The sequence below is a fragment of the Arthrobacter sp. MYb221 genome (genome assembly GCF_002979835.1).
GTDB lineage: Bacteria > Actinomycetota > Actinomycetes > Actinomycetales > Micrococcaceae > Glutamicibacter.
Genome location: NZ_PCPW01000004.1, coordinates 134,405 through 152,727 on the forward strand (window position 1 = coordinate 134,405; position 18,323 = coordinate 152,727).

An 18,323-nucleotide genomic window follows, 5' to 3' on the forward strand; every position below is an offset into this window, starting at 1 on the left:
TCCATGCAGAACAACGGGCATTATCTTCACTATCGCGTAAGCTGAGCTTCATGGAAGTGCATCATCTTCGAACTCTTCGGGAGCTCAGGGACCGGGGGTCGGTCACCGCCGTGGCGCAGGCGCTGCATCTGTCCCCGTCCGCAGTATCCCAACAGCTCGCTTCGCTGCAGCGGGGCGTTCAACTGCCGCTGACCGAGCAACGCGGCCGCGTGCTGGTGCTCACTCCCGCGGGCGAGAGGCTGGCGGATGCCGGCGGCGAGGTGCTCGAATCCCTGGCTCGCGCGGAGAACTCGGTGGCGGAGTATCTCTTGGCGCGCCGCGAGCCGGTTTCGGTCACCGCCTTCCACAGCGCCGGCCTGGCCTGGTTTCCGTCGCTGATCGCAAGCAGCCTGGCCGACCCCGATGGGCCGGCGGTGCGCTGCCGTGACGAGGATGTGTCGATCAACGGTTTCATCGATTTGGTCGGCGACCACGATGTGGTGATCGCCCACCGCCCGCTGGCCTCGGACCCCTGGCCGGGCCAGCGGGTGCATGTCACTTCCGTGCTGCAGGAGCCGATCGACGTGGCGATCCACCGGGAGCATCCGCTGGCGAAACAGCAGACGGTGAGCCTGACCGATCTGGTGGGGGAGACCTGGGTCGCGGCCCATGAGGGCTTCGCGCTGGAGCCGCTCCTGGTCCAGGCGATGTTTGCCAGCGCGGGCACGCCGATCCAGATCACGCACCGGGTCAATGAGTTCAATCTGGTGGCGGCCATTATCGCCGAGACGCGCATGGTGGGACTGCTGCCTCGGTACACCGGCTTGATCCCATACTTCCGCGAGCACGTGGTGCTGCGCCCGATCCAGTCACTCGCCCTGGGCCGGCATATCGACGTGCTGACCAGGCCCGAAGCGCAATCCCGGGTGAGCACGCGCAACGTGATCGAGCGCATTGTCAAAATTGCCGAGGAGACCCGCCGCCATGCCGAGGGCAGCTAGCTCAAGCCGTGCCGAGCCGGGAAAACACGCTCAACGCACCGCGGAATTCAGCCGCGCAGTTTAGCGCTGGGTGCCGCGTCGCATAGAGTTAAAGCTGCGGTTAACGAAGGGACGCACCATGGCCAAGAAACGCTCAATTTGGGCCCGTATTTTCGGGATCGGCAAAGCCAACGCCAACGCGGCACTCGACGCGCTCGAAGATCCACAGAAGATGCTGGACCAGCAGGTCCGCGACTACACCAACAACATTGCCCAAGCCGAATCGGCGGTAGCCCAGACCATCGGCAATCTGCGCATGGCCGAGGACGACCAGGCCAAGGCGATGGAAGAGGTCAAGTCCTGGGGTAAGAAGGCGCTCGCGGCGTCAAATAAGGCCGAGGAGTTCTCCACTGCCGGGGACTCCACCAATGCGCAGAAGTTCAATCAGCTAGCCACCGTCGCGATTCAGCGCCAGATGGCAGCGGAGAAGAAGGTCAAGGACCTCGCTCCGCGTATCGCCTCCCAGCGCGAGGTGGTGGCCAAGCTCAAGGACGGGCTGAACATCATGGGCGCCAAGCGCGTCGAACTTGTCGCCAAGCGTGATGAGCTCGTCGCTCGTGCCCGCAATGCGAAGACCCAGGGCCAGATGATGGAGACCCTGAAGGCCTTGGACCTGAATGATCCAACCTCGGAGATCAGCCGCTTCGAAGATAAGATCCGCCAGGACGAAGCCAAGGTCCGCGGAGCTTCCGAACTTGCGGCCTCCTCGCTCGACTCGCAGTTCGCCGCACTCGAAGATTTAGGTGAAGAAACCGAGATCGAGGCCCGCCTTGCGGCGATGAAAGGCGAGCAGAACGTGCTCGACGAATCCCCAGCACCGCAAGCCGTTGAATCCCAGGCTCCGCAGATGTCTGAAATCGAGGCTCGGCTGGAAGCCATGAAGAAGAACCAAGCATAGCCCTAAAGCGGAAGCTGGCCGCTGGCCGAAGTGAATATTCACTTCGGCCAGCGGCCAGCTTCGTCTTACCGGAAGGTTGCGCTTATTTCTTTGGCGTTGTCGCTTCCGCCCCTGGGCGCAAGACCACGTTGCCGGCCGAGACCTCGACCTTCACCATGTGCGGCGACGACGAATCGACGAGCAAACTGTTATCGAGGCTGCCGGCGGAGATATCTTCGCTCACGTTGTAGCTGTCCTTGGGCAGGGTCAGGTTCAGCATGCCGGCACTGACATCGGCCTGGACATTATTCGGAGAACTGCCGGTGAGGGTGCTGTCGATGCGGCCGGCCGAAACATTGAAGTTCGCCGCCTGCACGTCTGCCATGTCGATGTCGGTCTTGCCAGCACCGAGTTCTACGAACAATCCATTCGCCGCACCAGCAGCCTCAAGGGTGCCGCCGCTCATTTCCATAATCAGATCATTAAAGTTGCCGTCAACGGAATATTCACCGGCAGACATCTTCAATACGGCATCGAGTTCACCGCTGTTCAGTGAGTTCGGCAAGGTCAAGGTGACCTCGTTTTCGTCCCAATCGCAACCGGTGAAGCACCAGTCACCCCAGTCATTGGGGGAGCGCACAAGGAGGGAGCTTCCATCGCGTTGAAGCTTCCATTCCCCGCTACGCGAGCTTTGCACATCCAACGTTGCGGTCGGGACCTCCGCGAAGAGGATATTAAATTTCCCCGCATCCACTTCCACGTCCAACTCGGCGATGCCCTCGGTGTTCAAGGATTGCGTGGTATTGCTGCTGGAGAGGCTGTGCGAAGCACGCCATGCCGAGGTGGCGATCACACCGAGGATGACCAGTGCGCCGATGAGGCCCAGCACCAGGGTCAAGGTTTTCTTCGAACCGGCCGGCTGCGGATTCTGCGGTGCAACCGGCGCGTTCATGGTTGGGGAGTTCATGGGTTTGTCCTGTCGCTGCGAGTGGTGCCCAAAGTTTGGATATGAGCCAGGGCGGCGAGCACACGCCGGTTTCCCGTCCCATCTGCCTCGAGTCCAAGCTTCTGGAAGATCGAGGTAATGTACTTTTCAACGCTTGCCTCCGAAAGGAACAGCAAGGCGGCAATGGCCTGATTCGATTTGCCTTCGGCCAGCGCCGTCAGCACGCTGCGTTCCCTATCGGTCAACCGCTGCATCCGGTCATCGTGATTGCGTCTGGTCAACAGCTGTGCCACCACCTCTTGGTCGAGTACCGTGCCGCCACCGGCGATCTGCTCCAGCGAAGCAATGAACTCGGTGACATCCGCAACGCGGTCCTTGAGCAGGTAGCCCAGGCTTCCGGATTGCATGGAGATCAGCTCCGAAGCGTAGCGTTCCTCCACATACTGGGAGAGCACCAGCAACGGAAGTTGCGGGTAGTTCTTGCGTACCTCCAGCGCGGCGCGGATTCCCTCGTCGGTGTAGGTCGGAGGCAGCCGCACATCCAGGATGCAGATCTGCGGGAATGCTGATTCCTCGGCCTGGGCCAGGAAATCCATAAGTCCGCCGGTATCAGGCAGGTCCGCGACCACCTGATGCCCGGAGTGGTCCAGCAGCCTGACCAGGCCCTCGCGCAGGAGCACCGAGTCTTCGCAGATTAGGACGCGCATGGCACGTTCACCTCCACCGCGGTCGGACCGCCTTGCGGGCTGTCCAGGCGCAGCGTGCCGCCGGCAGCCAGGACGCGGTTATTGATCCCATCCAGTCCGCCGCCGGGCAGGATCTGCGCCCCGCCCACCCCGTTGTCTTCGATGCGCGCGAAGAGCCAGCGCCTGCCGGCCTCCTCGCGTTCGCGCACCGTCACTCGGCAGGTCGCCGCCCGGGAATGCTTGGTCGAGTTGGTCAGCGCCTCGGCAATCGCGAAGTACACCGCCGATTCGCTGTCCCTCGGGTAGCGTCCGGAAAGCTGCACATCGAGTTGCACCGGGATATGGCTGCGTCCGGCTACCGCGGACAGGGCCGCATCCAATCCGCGGTCATCGAGCACCGAGGCGTAGATCCCGCGGGTGAGCTGGCGCAGCTCGGTAATCGCCGACTTGGTCGAGGCATGCGCCTCGGCGATCAGCTCCTTGGCCTGCGCCGGGTCCTTGTCGATCTGCTGATGGGCCAGGCCCAAGGTCATGCCCACCGAAACCAGCCGGGGCTGGACCCCGTCGTGCAGGTCGCGTTCGATGCGGGTGCGTTCCACCTCAGCGGCACGCACCGCGCCTTCACGCTGGACCGAACTGGTTCGCACCCGCTCGGTCATTGCGGATTCCCGGGCAATCGCGCCGATGATGGCGCAGGTGACCGCGCGGTGCAAGAAGGCCAGACCGACTATCACCGCGGCACCCAAGAGGGTGAAGAGGAACAGCCAGGGGGCCTGGGAAGCCGGAACCAGCAGCCCGAAGGGACCAGTTACGGTGTCGGTAGCGCTCAGCGGAGCGAAGCCGACGATTGCGGTATGCACCGTCCACTGCAGCGCGCCGATCATCAGCGAGCCGAAGATGCAGGAGAGCACGAAGCTGCCAAAGGAGGCCCACATGCGTCCGCTGGCCAGGTTCCGGCCCAGGGAGCGAATGTACTCGCCGAACCCTTCGCGGCGTCGTGGACGCCAGGATAAGGTGGCGACGTTCAGGTCATAGAGCCCGGAGACGCGCTGTATTTCTAGCCAGGAGAGCCCGAAGAGCGCGTAGAGCAAGCCGATGAGCACGATGATGCCGAATCCCAGGAGGAATATCAGCGCGGCACCTGCTGCGAGCCAGCCGAGCAAGAGCCAAGAGATGGCGGTGCCGACGCTGCCCAGAACTGCCAGGTGAAGAATCGTCAGTCCGATTCTCAACGGTGGCCGGACGGTGTTCTCGTCCGGGAGAAGCTTTGGTGATGAAGTCATAGCTCAACAGTATGCTGACGTGGCCGCCAGCAACATCGAGAGATCCGGAGAAGAAGGGTAGGGAAAACCCGAATGATTTTCTTGGGCTATCGCCAAAGCACCCGGGGGTGCAGGATGGATGCATGGAAGCCAATGCGCAGAGTCCAGCAGCAGACAAGGCCAATTGGGAAGTGCTGCCGCTGACCGCGGATCGTTTTGCGGATTTCGCCGCGGTGGTCAATCCCGGCGGACGCGAGAAGCATTGCTGGTGCCTTTCGCATCGCCTGGGAGCCAAGGAAATTGAGCTGCTCGGTGCCGGGGATCGGGCAGCGGCGATGCGCGCCCTGAGCGCCGAGCCCATCGCGCCGGGAGTGGTGGCTTACCGGGATTCGGTACCGGTGGGCTGGTGCAGTATTTCCCCGCGGTCGCAGGTCCCGCTGCTGGAGCGTTCGAAGCTCATTCGCCCGGTGGATGACCTGAAGGTGTGGAGCATTATCTGCGTTGTGGTCCGCAGCGGCTACCGCCGGCAAGGGGTAAGTACCGAAATGCTAACCGGCGCCCTTCGGTACGCCCAGGCGCTCGGCGCGCCCGCGGTGGAAGCCTACCCGGTGGATCCCGAGGGGCGCATGGACCTCACCATGGCATTTGTGGGGACGCGGAAAATGTTTGAGCGCGTGGGATTCGAGCTGATCGGGAGCACGGATGCGGTGGCCAGCCGGATGCCGCGGCTGATCATGCGAAAAGACCTCACCGCGCATTGAGCCACCTGCTAGGCGGGGTTGAGCAGCGCCTGCAGGCCGCGCAGGCCATCTTCATCCAGGCTGTGCTTGAAGTAGGAGGAGATGGCCGTCTTGGCCGCGTTCCCCGCGGTGGCGGGCTCGCCGGCGGCGATGGCGTCGAAGATGGCGCGGTCCAGGGCCACGACCTTCTTCATTTCACGCCGCTCGTTCTCCGAATGGCTCATTTGCTCATTCATGACGTTGAGGATGGCTCCCGATACCGCCTCGCCGCAGATCCGCAGCAACGCGTTGCCACTGGCCTCCCAGACGGCTGCGTGGAAATCCAGGTCGGCGCGGTTGAAGGAATCCGATCCGGTTCCCGCTTCCACCTCCATCCGTTCGATGGCGTCGCGCATCGCAGCCAGCTGTTCGGCGTTGTGCATGACCGCCGCCAATTGGCAGGCCGAGCTTTCCAGCACGATGCGGAACTGGACTAATTCGGAAAGCGACAAGGAGGCAATCCGCGCCATATTGGCAAAGGAGCGTCCGAGATTATCCGGCGAAACCGGCAGAACTATCGGGCCGCTGCGGCTGCCGGGCCGAGAAGCGATAAGCCCCTGGCTTTGCAATACGCGCAGTGCTTCGCGCACCGTTGGCCGGCTCACGGAGAATTGCACCATCAGCTCGCGTTCGCTGGGAAGGTGCTGCCCGGGCTCGATTTCCTTGGAAAGAATCGCCTCTTCGATTTGCTGCACAACTCGCTCGTAGGTCAATGTCGGCACGGCCGGCGTGAAAGTCAGCTTGCTCATGTGGAGCCTTCCTTTGATTGCGAGGATGAGTGCGTTATGGACAAAGCTAGCGCAGCTGCCCCGGCCGCGCGGTCTCCACCAAATATGTCGTTTACTGGTAAGACCAGAAAACTTAGTAGAAATATCAGCATATATGGTGTTGTATGGATCACATCACTCAGTTGTCACTTTGACCCGATGGAGATCTCATGAGCGCGAAAAAGAATTACTGCCGATTGGCAGCGGCCGCAGTGGTTGGTTCCCTCGTCCTGACCGCCTGCTCGGCGGGATCCGGCGGAAATTCTTCGGAAGGCTCGGCGGAAAACACCTCGGTCACGGTGGCGCTGACCGGTGAACCGGTCAACCTCGACTTCACCACCACCGCAGGCGCCGCCATCCCGCAGGCGCTCATGTCCAACGTGTATGAAGGCCTGGTAGAGATCGACCAGGAGGGCAAGATCCAGCCGCTGCTCGCCGAGTCCTGGGAGCTGAGCAACGGAAACAAGACCTACACGTTCAAGCTCCGCGAGGGCGCAACCTTCTCCAACGGCGAGGCATTCACCGCCGAGGACGTCAAATTCAGCATCGAACGCGTCCAATCCGATGCCTGGGTCTCCAGCCTGAAGAAGAAGATGGAGATCGTCGAGTCGGTGGAGGTCAACAGCGACACCGAGGTCGCCATCACGCTCAAGCAGCCAAGCAACGCATGGCTGTTCGACATGGGGACCCTGGTCGGGGCCATCTTCGATCCGAGCGGAGTCGAAGACCTGGCGGGGACCGCCATCGGCACCGGCCCCTACGAGATCGACGCATGGAATCGCGGCCAGTCCATCGAGTTCGTAACCCGCGAGGGCTACTGGGGCGAAACTCCTGGAGTCGAAAAGGTCTCGCTGCGCTACTTCGCCGATGCGGTGGCCACCACCAACGCGCTGCAGTCCGGGGACGTGGATGTTGTCTACAATATGCAGTCGCCAGAGCTGCTCTCCAGCTTCGAGTCGGATGACAAATACCAGGTCCTCGACGGCACCTCAAACGGTGAAATCGTGTTGTCGATGAACAACAACATGGCACCCTTCGACGACTTGCGGGTGCGCCAGGCGGTCATGCATGCCATCGACCGGCAGGCCGTGGTGGACACCGCCTGGAACGGCTATGGCACGGTCGTCGGCGGACCGGTCCCGACCACCGACCCGTACTACGAAGATCTCAACGACGTGTACCCCTACGACCCGGCAAAGGCCAAGTCCTTGCTGGCGGAAGCCGGCGCGGAGAACCTGGACATCACCTTCACCGTCCCGACCCGCCCCTATGCCACGGCGGTCTCCGAAATTGTCGTCTCCCAGCTGGCCGACGTGGGAATCAACGCAAAAATCGAATCGGCGGAATTCCCTGCGGTCTGGCTGGACGAGGTCTTCACCAAGCAGGACTACCAGATGTCCGTGGTGCTGGCCGTGGAAAGCCGGGACGTGCTGGCCATGTTCAACAACCCGGACTACTACCTGGGCTATGACAACTCAAAGATCAAGGACCTCGCCGCCGAGGCCGACGCCGCCGATGAAGCGGGCTACGTGGAGGGCATGAAGCAGGTGGTGCGCACCATCGTCGACGACGCGGCGGCGAACACCCTGTTCATCTTCCCGAACATCGTCGTTGCCAAGGCGGAGGTCACCGGAATTCCGGAGAACTCCGTGACCGAGGCGCTGGATCTGACCAACCTCGGCTGGAAGTAATCCGCAGCACCGCTTCGGCAGAGAGGAACGCACTTGGGCATCCGATTACTGACTAACCTCGTGAGATTTGCTGTCACCTACGTGATTGCAACTATTGCGGTGTTCTTCTTCATGCGCGCAATTCCCGGGGACCCGGCGCAGATCGCCTTGGGCGTGAACGCCACCCCGGAACTACTGGCCAAGACGCGGGCCGAGTTCGGCACCGACCGGCCCCTGATCGTGCAGTACTTCGACTGGGCGCTCGGCCTGCCGGCCGGGAACTTCGGCACCTCCTACGTCACCCGGCAAGATATCAGCCCGCTGATCATCGACCGGGTCCAGGTGAGCCTGATCCTCGTGGTGCTGGCAATGGTTGTCGCGCTGCTGATCGCCGTGCCTTTTGGCACCTACGCGGCGGTCAAGCACCGCAACCCCAGCGGCATCCTCATCAGCGGGGTCAGCCAGCTAGGCGTTGCCATTCCCAACTTCCTTGCGGGCATCTTGCTGGTGGTCGTCTTCGCGGTCGGGCTCGGCTGGCTGCCGGCCAACGGCTGGACGCCGCCGGGCGAAGACTTCGGCGATTTCCTGGCCCGCGTGTGCTTGCCGGTGCTGGCGCTGGCCTCGGTGCAGGGCGCGATCCTGACCCGCTACGTCCGCTCGGCGGTGATGGAGGTGATGAGCGAAGACTACCTGCGCACCGCACGGTCCAAGGGGCTGGGCAAGCTTGAATCACTGGTCAAGCATGGCTTGCGCAATGCCTCCATTCCGGTGCTGACGGTGACCAGCGTGCAGCTGGCGGCGCTGATCATCGGTGCCGTGGTGATCGAACGGGTCTTTGTCATCCCCGGCTTGGGATCGATGCTGCTGGACGCGGTAGGCAACCGCGACCTGCTCACGGTCCAGTCGGTGGTGATGGTGCTGGTGGCCATCACGCTGATCATCAACCTGGTGGTGGACGTGCTCTACACGATCCTGGATCCCCGCATTCGAAAGGGAGCGTAATGGCTGCCGAACAAATACCAGTCGAGAAAACCCGCCGCAAGCTTTCGCTCACGCTCATCGTGGGCGGATCATTGGTGGCAGTTGTGGTGCTCGCCGCCCTCGTCTCATTCTTTTGGACCCCTTACAACCCGGTTCAGGCATTTCCCGCCGACCGCTTGCAAGGTTCCAGCGCCGCGCACCTGATGGGCACCGACCGCTACGGCCGGGACGTATTCTCCGGGGTGCTCTACGGGGCGCGCATCACCTTGCTGGTCGGGCTGGTGGCCGTCGGCATCGCGCTGGTCATCGGCACGCCCTTGGGAATCCTCGCCGGAATGCGCGGCGGGATCACCGAAGAGGTCACCATGCGCGGCGCGGATATCCTGCTGGCCTTCCCCGCCCTGCTGGTGGCGATCATGTTCGGTGCGGTCTTCGGCGCCAGCACGCTCACCGCGATGCTCGCCATCGGCATCGGCTCGATCCCCGGGTTCGCCCGCGTGGCCCGCAGCGGAACCCTGCAGGTGATGAGCACCGAATACATCATGGCCGCCAAGGCCTCCAGCCAGAGCGGCTGGAGAATTGCCCGGCGCCACGTGATGCCCAATATCGTGGGCATGGTGGTGGTGCAGTGCTCGGTTTCCTTCGCCATCGCGGTGCTTGCCGAGGCGGCCCTGTCATTCCTTGGCTTGGGCACCCCGCCACCGGTTCCCTCCTGGGGGCGCATGCTGCAAGAATCCCAGCAGTTCCTTGGCACCTTCCCGATGCTGGCCGTCTGGCCAGGTGCCGCGATCGCCGTCGCGGTGCTCGGCTTCACCCTGCTTGGGGACGGACTACGCGACCGCTTTGACCCGAAACTGAACGGAGAGCGCTGATCATGGCGAAGCATGCAGAGGCCGCCACATTGCTGGAGGTCAAAAACCTGTCCATCGGCACCAAGACGCGCACCCTGGTCAGCGACTTCAACCTGAGCATGGCACCCGGAGACCGGGTGGGCCTGATCGGGGAGTCCGGCTCGGGCAAGTCCATAACCACCTCGGCGCTGATGGGATTGCTCCCCGAAGGGGTCACCGCGCAAGGCTCAATTCAGCTCGCGGGCTATGGAGGAAACCTCGTCGAGGCCAGCGACCGGGAGTTGCAGAAGATCCGCGGCAAGGACATGGCCATGGTCTTCCAGGAGCCGTTGACCGCGTTGAATCCGCTGATGAAGGTCGGCCCGCAGGTCGCCGAGATCATGAGCAGCCACAAGACCGTGCCCTCAAAGGCCGCGGCCCGCGCGCGGGCGGTGCAGATGCTGGAATCGGTGAAGCTCCCGGACCCGGAACGTGCGGCACGCTCCTACCCGCATCAGCTCTCCGGCGGCCAGCGGCAGCGCGCCATGCTGGCGATGGCGCTGGCCAACAACCCGGGCCTGCTGCTCTGCGACGAACCGACCACCGCCTTGGACGTCACCGTGCAACGCCAGGTGCTCGACCTGATCCTGGAATCGGTGACCGAGCGCGGCACCGGGCTGCTGTTCATAACCCACGACCTGTCGGTGGTGGCCAACGTCTGCGACCGGGTCCTGGTGATGAACAACGGACGGGTGGTGGAGGAAGGAAGCACCGAAGAGGTCTTCAGCAACCCGCAGCACCCGTACACCCGGGGACTTCTTGCCGCCTCCGACCTGGACGCCACCGACGCCCAGGGGCGCCTGTTCACCGTGGCCTCGGCCGCGGCATATGTGCCACCGGGCGTGCGGGAGGAAGCGGCGCCGGCGGAACGGGTCCCAGAAGAGCCGGTGGCGGCCGCGCCGGAACCGGCCACCGTCGGCGAGGCGGAGCCAGCCGCGCAGGGGAAACCTTCCGAAAACCCGGTGATCAGTGTCGCGGACCTGCATCGGATCTACCCGGTGGGCCGTTCCACCCTCTTCGGCAAGCCCTCCGAAGTACACGCCCTGCGCGGGGTGTCCTTCGAGGTGGCCGCCGGACAGCGCTTCGGGGTGGTGGGCGAATCGGGTTCGGGCAAGTCGACGCTGCTTCGCATTCTGGCGGGCCTCGACCAGCCTTCCTCCGGCAGCGTGCAGGTCGCGGGAAACCAGGTCTCCGGAGCGAAGGAACGCGATCTGCTGCAATTGCGCCAGCAGCTGCAGATCGTCTTCCAAGACCCCATGGGATCCCTGGACCCGCGGATGCGGGTCCGCGACATCATCGCCGAGCCGCTGCTCGCCCCGGGGCAAAAGGTGGACAGCGCCAAGCTGCGCAAACAGGTGGCCGAAATGCTCGGAGCCGTGGGGCTGCCGGCCGACGCGGCCGAACGCTTCCCGCACCAATTCTCCGGCGGGCAGCGCCAGCGCATTTCGATTGCCCGCGCGCTGATCTGCGAACCGCGGGTGCTCGTGGCCGACGAACCGGTGAGCGCCCTTGACGTCTCGGTTCGGGCGCAGGTGCTGAACCTGCTCTCCGACCTGGTGGATGACTACCAGCTCACCTTGGTCTTCGTCTCCCACGATTTGGGGGTGGTGCGCTATATCTGCGACAACGTGGTGGTGATGAACGAGGGGCAGATTGTCGAAAGCGGCACCACCGAGCAAATCTATGAGAACCCGCAGCACGAGTACACCCGGACACTGGTGAACTCCTCGATGTCCCTCCAAAACGAACTGGCACTGCGCTAGAAGCACTTGCGCATTTTGAAAGGTCCAGATGTCTCAGCTATCCAAACGCACCACAGCGCTGCACCAGCTCTCCGCCCGCGAGCTCGGCCAGAGGTATGCGGCCAAAGAGCTCTCCCCGGTCGACGTCGCCGAGGCGGTGATCACCCGGATCCAGGAACGCGAACCGGTGCTGAACGCCATGTATCAGTTCGATCCGGAAGACATTCGCCGCCAAGCCCGGATGAGTGAAAAACGCTGGGCAACCGGGCAGCAACGCGGTGCCCTGGATGGGGTGCCGGCCACGGTGAAGGAAAACGTGGCCCGCGCGGGAATTCCCATGCCCTCGGGGACCGCGCTGGCCAATCCGAAGGTTCCCAGCGCCAACGCACCGATCACCGACCGGATTCTCGAAGCCGGATCGGTGATCCTCGGATCCACCACGATGCCGGACTGGGGCATGCTCTCCTCGGGCGTCTCGAGCCTGCACGGCATTTCGCGCAGCGCCTGGAATCCGGCGTGGACCACCGGCGGCTCCAGCGCCGGGGCCGGGTCGGCGGCCGCGGCAGGGTACGGTCCGCTCCATGTGGGAACGGACATTGGCGGTTCGATTCGGCTGCCCGGCGGCTGGCAGGGGCTGGCCACGCTCAAGCCGAGCGCCGGGCTGATTCCGCTGGATGCCCCGTATATCGGACGCGCCGCGGGACCTATGGGGCGCACGGTGGATGACATCGCGGCGTTCATGTCCATTCTCGGCCGGCCAGACATCCGCGATTATTCCGCGCGCCCCTATGCGCCCATGGACTTCGAAACCCCGCGGGGCAACGTGCGGGGTTTGAAGGTCGGGCTGCATACCGTGGCCAATGCCGGAGCCGAGGTCGATCCCGAGGTGCTTGCCGCCGTGCAAGCGGTCGCGGAGACCTTCGCGGAAGCCGGGGCCAACGTGCAGCGGCTGGATCCGTTTATCGATCAAGGCATGCTGGACCGGCTCGACAAGTTCTGGCGCACCCGTTCCTGGGCCGACTACCGGGAGCTTTCCGAAGCAGACCAGGCGAAAGTCCTGGACTACATCGTGCGTTGGTGCGCCGGCGGCGCCGGATTTGATGGTGCGGACACCATCCGGAACTTCGGCGCGATCGACCAGATGCAACGGGCCACGATCGCCGCGACCGCAGGTTTCGATCTGGTGATCTCCCCGGTCTCGCCGATGGCCGCCTTCCCCGCCGAGCAGCCGATGCCGGTGGTGGACCCGGATGCGACCATGAGCCACATCGCCTTCACCGTTCCGTACAACATGTCGGGCCAACCTGCTGCCACGGTCAATTGCGGGTTCACCGCCAACGGGCGGCCCATTGGGGTGCAGCTCTCCGCCCGGGTCGGCGCCGATGCCGACCTGCTGCGCGCGGCACGCTGGTATGAGGCGCATCGCCCGGCGCAGGCAACACCGAATTGGCTGGCCCTGGACTAGGCCCACCGGGCACGGTCGAGCCTGCCCTTCGGGGGATCAGGGCTCGGCCGGGCTGCCGAAGGAGGCCAAGGCGGCCAATGCTTCGCGCTCCTCGGCGCCCAGCAGATGCCCGTAGTATTCGAATAGGCTGCTGCGCGCCAGATGCTCCGCCAGATGGGCGTCCTGTTGCTCGATGGCCGCAAACACCTCGGCGTGATGATCGATGGTGCGCAGCATCAGTGCATGGTCATCCGAGCTTTGCTCGATGCGCGAGGCGATGAGCTGTTCAATTGATTGGCGCACGGCTTCGCCGGAGATCTGCAACAAGGCATGGCCACTGGCCTTGGCGACCACATCATGGAAATCGAGGTCAGCTTCGCTGAAGGCCACTTGGCCCTGCAGGCGCGCGGCCCGCATGCGCGCCATCGCCTTTTCCAGCTGCAAGAGATCGGCATCCGTGCGCCTCGTCGCGGCGAGCGAGTTCGCCGAGGACTCCAGGGTCATGCGGTAGATGAGCAGATCGGCAAGGCTGGAGGCGGAAGTATGGGTGAGCCGGGTGATCATTTTGCGCAGCGGCGTGGCCGTAGGGGAAAGCACCACCGCTCCGCGCGGATCACCCGGGCGGGAGGCGATCATGCCGCTGCTTTCAAGCACCCGCATCGCTTCGCGCACCGAGGACCGGCTGACCTGGAAACGGGTCACCAGTTCGCGCTCGCCGGGCAGGTGGTCGCCGATTTTCAGTTCGCCGGCGAGCACCTGATTCTCGATATGGCTGACAATCGCCTCGAAGGCGCGGGTCTTCGCCGCGGCCGGAGCTTCGGGTGTCTGCGGCAACTTAAAATCCTTTCCCTCAGGGTTCTCGCTGCACCCCGCAGCTGGTGTGCAGGCTAATTTGGCGGGGTGAAGCGTCCGTCGATTGCGGTCCAGCCGCCGTCGACCGTCAGCACCGAGCCGGTGACAAAACTTGAGGCCGCCGAGGCCAGGTATACGATGGCCCCGGCCATTTCTTCGGGTTTGGCCCAGCGTCCCAGTGCGCTCTTCTCGGAATAGGCGTTGTACCACTGTTCGTTCGCCTTGATCTGGCTGGTCAGCGGGGTCTCCACAACGCCGGGGGCAATGACGTTAACGCGGACTGACTGGCCGCCGAACTCGGCCGCGGCGGTGCGCACCAGCTGGACCAGCGCCGCCTTGGTGGCCGCGTAGACGCTCTGCCCGGGCTCGACGACCGTGGCGCGGATGGAGGCGATGCCGATAATCGACCCGCCGCCGTTGGCCGCCATCCGCGGGGCGAAGGCCTGGAGCAGTGCGAAGGAGGCGCGCAGGTTCAGATTCACCACGCGATCGAATTCCTCCATGGAGTAGTCCACGATGCGCTTGCGAACGTTGGTGGCCGCGGTGAAAACCAGCGCGCTGATGTCGCTGTATTCGGCGGCTGCCGCCCGTACGGCCTGGAAATCCAGGACATCGAGTTCCAGCACGGAAGCGTTCGCGCCGAGTTCGCCGGCGGTGACCTGGACCGCTGCCAGGTCGCGATCGGCGCAGATGACCGCGGCGCCATGGGCGCCGAGGGCCAGCGCGGCCTCGCGGCCAATGCCGCTGCCTGCGCCAATCACCAGGACGCGGCGGCCGGAAAACTGAAACAACTGCGTGTAATCCATCGATGAATCTTTCTCTGAGGACTGCTAGTTACGGCCTGATCATGGCCATGCGGGTCACGGTGAATTCTTCGATGGCGAAGCGCGGTCCCTCGCGGCCTATGCCCGAATCCTTGACCCCGCCATAGGGCATGATGTCGGAACGGAAGCCCGGAATTTCGTTGACTACCACCCCGCCGACTTCCAGCTCATCGATGGCCCGGAACGCGGTTTTCAGGCAGGTGCTGTAGATCGCCGCCTGCAGGCCATAGCGCGAATCATTGACCAGTTCGAAGGCGGTGTCCAGATCCGGGACACTGCGCAGGCAGATCACCGGCCCGAAAATTTCCTCGCACCACAGCTGCGCATCGGTGGGCACTCCGCTCATCACCGTGGGCCGGATGGCCCCGTCGCGCACCTCGCCGCCGCTCAGCACCTGCGCGCCGCGTTCGACGGCGGCGGTGATCCAAGCCATGATGCGCTGGGTGGAGGCTTCATTGATCACCGGCGCCACGCGGGTGTCGGCCGAGCGGGGGTCGCCCACGATGACCTCGGAGATGCGGGCGAGCAGCTGCCGTTCAAATTCCTTGGCGATTTTCTGATCGAGGAGCACCCGCTGCACCGAGATGCAGGCCTGCCCATTGGCATAGAACCCACCGCGAAGCACCGCGTCCACCGCGTCCGGGATCACCGCGTCGGCGGCCACGATGAAGCCGGTGTTGGATCCCAGCTCGAGCACCGCCTTGCGTGGTGCCGCGTTTTTCGCGATCTGGTGGCCTACCGCGGCGGAGCCGGTGAAGGAGACGACGGCCGAGCGCGGGTCGTCGACGAGTAGCTCCCCGACCTCGATCCCGCCGGTGACCAGCTGCACCGCCGCGGCGCTGACCCGATGCTCGGCAAGCGCCTCGCGGATCAGGTGGACCGCCCACAGTGTGGCCAAAGGGGTGTTGGGGGCGGGCTTGAGAATGATGGGGCAGCCGGCGGCGAGGGCCGGAGCCAGCTTGTGGCTTGCCAGCAGCAGCGGGTAGTTGAATCCGGCGATGCCAATGACAATTCCTGCCGGCTTGCGGGTCCAGTAGCCGATCATTCCCGCACCGGATGGCTGAAGGTCCAGCGGGACCGTTTCGCCATGGGCGTGGGCGACCTCTTCGGCCGCCGCGGCCCAGGTAGTCAGGGTTCTTGCGACCTCCACGCGGCAGTCGACCAGCGGCTTGCCGGTTTCCAGCACCAGCAGGTTTTCCAGCTCTTCGCGATGGGCGGCGAGTTTCTCGTGGACCGCAAGCAGAATTGCCCGTCGGGTTCCGGTGCTCAGCCGCGCGATTTCCTTGGCGACTGCCTGCGCCGCATCGAGCGCTTGGCTCGCATGCTCGGTGGTGCCGACCGGAGCCTGGGCAACGATCGATGAATCGTAGGGGAAGACGACTGGTGCGGAGCTTTCGCACGGAACCCACGCGTCACCAATGGGCAAGCCATCCGGGAAGGCCTTTGAATAAGTGGACACCGTTCCTGCTTTCGCGTCGTCGACTATCAGAAGCTCTACTGGTCTGACCAGTAGATGACCAAAGCTAATCAGTGATCTAGCTCGCAGTCAATGGATTTCGCCTAAATGGCACCAACTATTGCGAAAACTCCTAAATTCATTGACATGTGGTGATGCACCGGGAACAGTGATTCTCACCAAGATAACTTCTGGATACCAACAATCGCGGGCAACCGCCGGAGCACGAGGCGGTGACGATGACTTCCGAATGGCGGAGCAATGTCTCCCTGGCCCGGGAAACCGCGGGAGTAATCAGCGAACGCGTATTCTCCGGGCGCTACCATCCCGGACAGGTTCTTGCGCAGAGCAAGCTGTCCCAAGAGCTCGGCTTGAGCCGCACCCCCTTGCGGGAAGCCTTGAGCCTGCTTGAGCGCGAGGGAATCATCAGCATCGACGCGGGCGGCCGCGCGACGGTCCGGAGCATGGCCGGAAGCCAACTCCGCGAGGCGCTGGTCTTTCGCGAAGTGCTCGAATCCGCGGCGTGCAAAATGGTGTGCGGCCAACTGCCCGAAACGGTGCTGGATGATCTTCAGCGGTTGATCCAGCAGGCCCGCACCGGTGATCAACGCCCGATGTCCAGATTCCACCTGGCGCTTCTCGACGCTTCGGACAACAGCCACCTGCAATGTTTTTCAGGCTTGGTGCGGATGACCGAAGAAGTCATCCTTCCCGGCCTCGGACGGCACGGGCAGGCATTTGAAAATTCGCTAACCGACTTAGCGAAGCTTGTCCTCGCCCTACGCGAAGGTGCTAGCGGCAGGGCTCTGCAGCACCTCTCCGAGTACTTCCAAAAGCAACTAGCTCTCCTGGACAATCCTGAAAGGCATTCCCCGTGAAAACTTATAACATTGCAGCAATTCCCGGAGACGGCATCGGCCCCGAGGTCATGGACGGGTCGCTGAAAGTACTGGCCGCGGCCCAGCAGGCGTTTGGGTTTGCGCTTCAGCTGACCAAATATGAGGCGGGGGCACAGCATTACCTGCAGACCGGAGAATTATGGGGCCCCGAACTTGCCGAACAACTTCGCGGTCACGAGGCAATCCTTTTCGGCGCCATGGGCGACCCCGCGGTGGAACCCGGAATCCTCGAGCGCGGCTTCATCTTGGCGATGCGCCAGGAATTCGAGCAAGCCGTGAACCTGCGTCCGGTAAAGCTCTATCCGGGTGTGGCAACGCCCATCGCCGGGCTGACTCCCGAACGCTGCGATCTGGTGATCGTCCGGGAAAACACCGAGGGCGCCTATGTGGGCCAGGGGTCCACCATTCACGCAAACACCGAGCACACCGTGGCGGTGCAAGAATCGGTTAATACCCGTGCGGGCATCACACGAGTGGTCGAATACTCATTCAAATTAGCCGCCAGCCGGCGCGGAAAACTCACCCTGTGCCATAAGAAAAATATCCTCATCGAAGCCGGCAAGCTATGGCAGGAAGTGGTCACGCAGGTCTCGGCACGCTACCCGCAGGTCGAAGTGGACTATGTCCATGTAGACGCCATGTGCTTCCACCTGCCGGTAGCCCCGGAACGATTCGACGTGGTGGTCACCGATAACCTGTTCGGCGATATCATCACCGACTTGGGTGCGGTGATCCAGGGCGGACTCGGTGTGGCAGCCAGCGCGAACCTGAACCTCGACGGATCGGCCCCGAGCATGTTCGAAGCCATCCACGGTTCGGCCCCAGACATCGCTGGCAAGGGGTGGGCTAATCCCGTCGGCGCCGTTTTGTCCGCGGCCATGCTGCTGGCGCATCTGGGCGAAACTCAAGCGGCACTGGCCGTCGAATCCGCCGCGGTGCACGTACTCGGCGAACTCCCGGTGCTCGCCGGCCCGGATATGGGAATGGATACCACAGGGATCGCCGAGGCGATTGCGCTTCAGGTTTCGCAGGAGTTCGAGAAGGTGGGCGGCCACTCGGTGATGAACAGCCTGGCCGAGGTGCGCTGAGCGAGAATTGCGGACTCTCGCTGATCGTCAACCCGGGGCAGGCCTGCCTGGCGACTCGCGCGCACCAAGGCGAGCCCGAACGACATGTGGCGGTAAGGCTTCGTTTGCCGCTAGGTCATTGGCTGGTCAATTGCCGACGGT

17 protein-coding genes are annotated in these 18,323 nt (G+C 63.6%); 10 read left to right on the plus strand and 7 right to left on the minus strand.

Annotated features, from left to right (window positions below; genetic code table 11):
• The first annotated feature begins 50 nt into the window (after positions 1–50).
• Positions 51–980 (plus strand): LysR family transcriptional regulator, encoded by a 930-nt coding sequence (locus tag CQ015_RS06820; RefSeq protein WP_105649672.1) that lies wholly within the window; start codon positions 51–53, stop codon positions 978–980.
• 118 nt (positions 981–1,098) lie between these two features.
• Positions 1,099–1,917, plus strand: a complete 819-nt coding sequence (locus CQ015_RS06825; protein ID WP_105649673.1) for a PspA/IM30 family protein — start codon at positions 1,099–1,101, stop codon at positions 1,915–1,917.
• Positions 1,918–1,999: 82 nt separating this feature from the next.
• On the opposite strand, the gene CQ015_RS06830 is transcribed toward CQ015_RS06825, so the two are convergent.
• From CQ015_RS06830 to CQ015_RS06840, 3 genes are read right to left on the minus strand one after another with little or no spacing between them, the layout of a single operon-like run.
• Entirely contained in the window at positions 2,000–2,863 is an 864-nt protein-coding gene (locus CQ015_RS06830; RefSeq protein WP_105649674.1) for a DUF4097 family beta strand repeat-containing protein, read from the minus strand.
• Complete coding sequence (locus tag CQ015_RS06835; RefSeq protein ID WP_105552719.1) at positions 2,860–3,549, minus strand: response regulator transcription factor; 690 nt, start codon at positions 3,547–3,549, stop codon at positions 2,860–2,862. The genes CQ015_RS06830 and CQ015_RS06835 overlap by 4 nt, the downstream gene beginning before the upstream one ends.
• Complete coding sequence (locus CQ015_RS06840; RefSeq protein ID WP_105552720.1) at positions 3,537–4,811, minus strand: sensor histidine kinase; 1,275 nt, start codon at positions 4,809–4,811, stop codon at positions 3,537–3,539. Before CQ015_RS06840 ends, CQ015_RS06835 begins: the two co-directional genes overlap by 13 nt.
• A gap of 122 nt (positions 4,812–4,933) precedes the next feature.
• Here CQ015_RS06840 and CQ015_RS06845 point away from each other — a divergent pair, with 122 nt between their 5' ends.
• Positions 4,934–5,551 carry a GNAT family N-acetyltransferase gene (locus tag CQ015_RS06845; RefSeq protein ID WP_105649675.1) on the plus strand — a complete coding sequence of 206 codons (618 nt, stop codon included), beginning with the start codon at positions 4,934–4,936 and terminating at the stop codon, positions 5,549–5,551.
• Between the two features lie 8 nt (positions 5,552–5,559).
• On the opposite strand, the gene CQ015_RS06850 is transcribed toward CQ015_RS06845, so the two are convergent.
• A complete protein-coding gene (locus CQ015_RS06850; RefSeq protein WP_105649676.1) occupies positions 5,560–6,318 on the minus strand; it encodes a FadR/GntR family transcriptional regulator in 759 nt (252 codons plus the stop codon).
• 188 nt (positions 6,319–6,506) lie between these two features.
• Between CQ015_RS06850 and CQ015_RS06855 the strand changes: the two genes are divergently transcribed.
• The 5 genes from CQ015_RS06855 to CQ015_RS06875 are packed head-to-tail and all read left to right on the plus strand — an operon-like array spanning position 6,507 to position 13,084.
• Complete coding sequence (locus tag CQ015_RS06855) at positions 6,507–8,027, plus strand: ABC transporter substrate-binding protein (protein WP_105649677.1); 1,521 nt, start codon at positions 6,507–6,509, stop codon at positions 8,025–8,027.
• Between the two features lie 33 nt (positions 8,028–8,060).
• Positions 8,061–9,008, plus strand: a complete 948-nt coding sequence (locus tag CQ015_RS06860) for an ABC transporter permease (RefSeq protein WP_105649678.1) — start codon at positions 8,061–8,063, stop codon at positions 9,006–9,008.
• Positions 9,008–9,859, plus strand: coding sequence for an ABC transporter permease (locus tag CQ015_RS06865; protein WP_105649679.1), 852 nt, complete (start codon positions 9,008–9,010; stop codon positions 9,857–9,859). Before CQ015_RS06860 ends, CQ015_RS06865 begins: the two co-directional genes overlap by 1 nt.
• A 2-nt stretch (positions 9,860–9,861) precedes the next feature.
• The gene (locus CQ015_RS06870; protein ID WP_105649680.1) at positions 9,862–11,640 is read left to right on the plus strand and encodes an ABC transporter ATP-binding protein; all 1,779 of its coding nucleotides are present in this window, start codon (positions 9,862–9,864) and stop codon (positions 11,638–11,640) included.
• A 28-nt stretch (positions 11,641–11,668) separates the two neighbouring features.
• Complete coding sequence (locus CQ015_RS06875) at positions 11,669–13,084, plus strand: amidase (protein ID WP_105649681.1); 1,416 nt, start codon at positions 11,669–11,671, stop codon at positions 13,082–13,084.
• Positions 13,085–13,120: 36 nt separating this feature from the next.
• On the opposite strand, the gene CQ015_RS06880 is transcribed toward CQ015_RS06875, so the two are convergent.
• The 3 genes from CQ015_RS06880 to CQ015_RS06890 are packed head-to-tail and all read right to left on the minus strand — an operon-like array spanning position 13,121 to position 16,198.
• Positions 13,121–13,897, minus strand: coding sequence for a FadR/GntR family transcriptional regulator (locus CQ015_RS06880; protein WP_105649682.1), 777 nt, complete (start codon positions 13,895–13,897; stop codon positions 13,121–13,123).
• 53 nt (positions 13,898–13,950) lie between these two features.
• Positions 13,951–14,721, minus strand: coding sequence for an SDR family NAD(P)-dependent oxidoreductase (locus CQ015_RS06885; RefSeq protein WP_105552728.1), 771 nt, complete (start codon positions 14,719–14,721; stop codon positions 13,951–13,953).
• A gap of 28 nt (positions 14,722–14,749) precedes the next feature.
• Positions 14,750–16,198, minus strand: a complete 1,449-nt coding sequence (locus CQ015_RS06890) for an aldehyde dehydrogenase family protein (RefSeq protein ID WP_105569543.1) — start codon at positions 16,196–16,198, stop codon at positions 14,750–14,752.
• 236 nt (positions 16,199–16,434) lie between these two features.
• On the opposite strand from CQ015_RS06890, the gene CQ015_RS06895 reads away from it, so the two are divergent.
• Both CQ015_RS06895 and CQ015_RS06900 read left to right on the plus strand, forming a co-directional pair.
• Positions 16,435–17,073, plus strand: coding sequence for a GntR family transcriptional regulator (locus CQ015_RS06895; protein WP_105649683.1), 639 nt, complete (start codon positions 16,435–16,437; stop codon positions 17,071–17,073).
• The gene (locus tag CQ015_RS06900; RefSeq protein ID WP_105649684.1) at positions 17,070–18,182 is read left to right on the plus strand and encodes a 3-isopropylmalate dehydrogenase; all 1,113 of its coding nucleotides are present in this window, start codon (positions 17,070–17,072) and stop codon (positions 18,180–18,182) included. Before CQ015_RS06895 ends, CQ015_RS06900 begins: the two co-directional genes overlap by 4 nt.
• Positions 18,183–18,323: the final 141 nt, after the last annotated feature.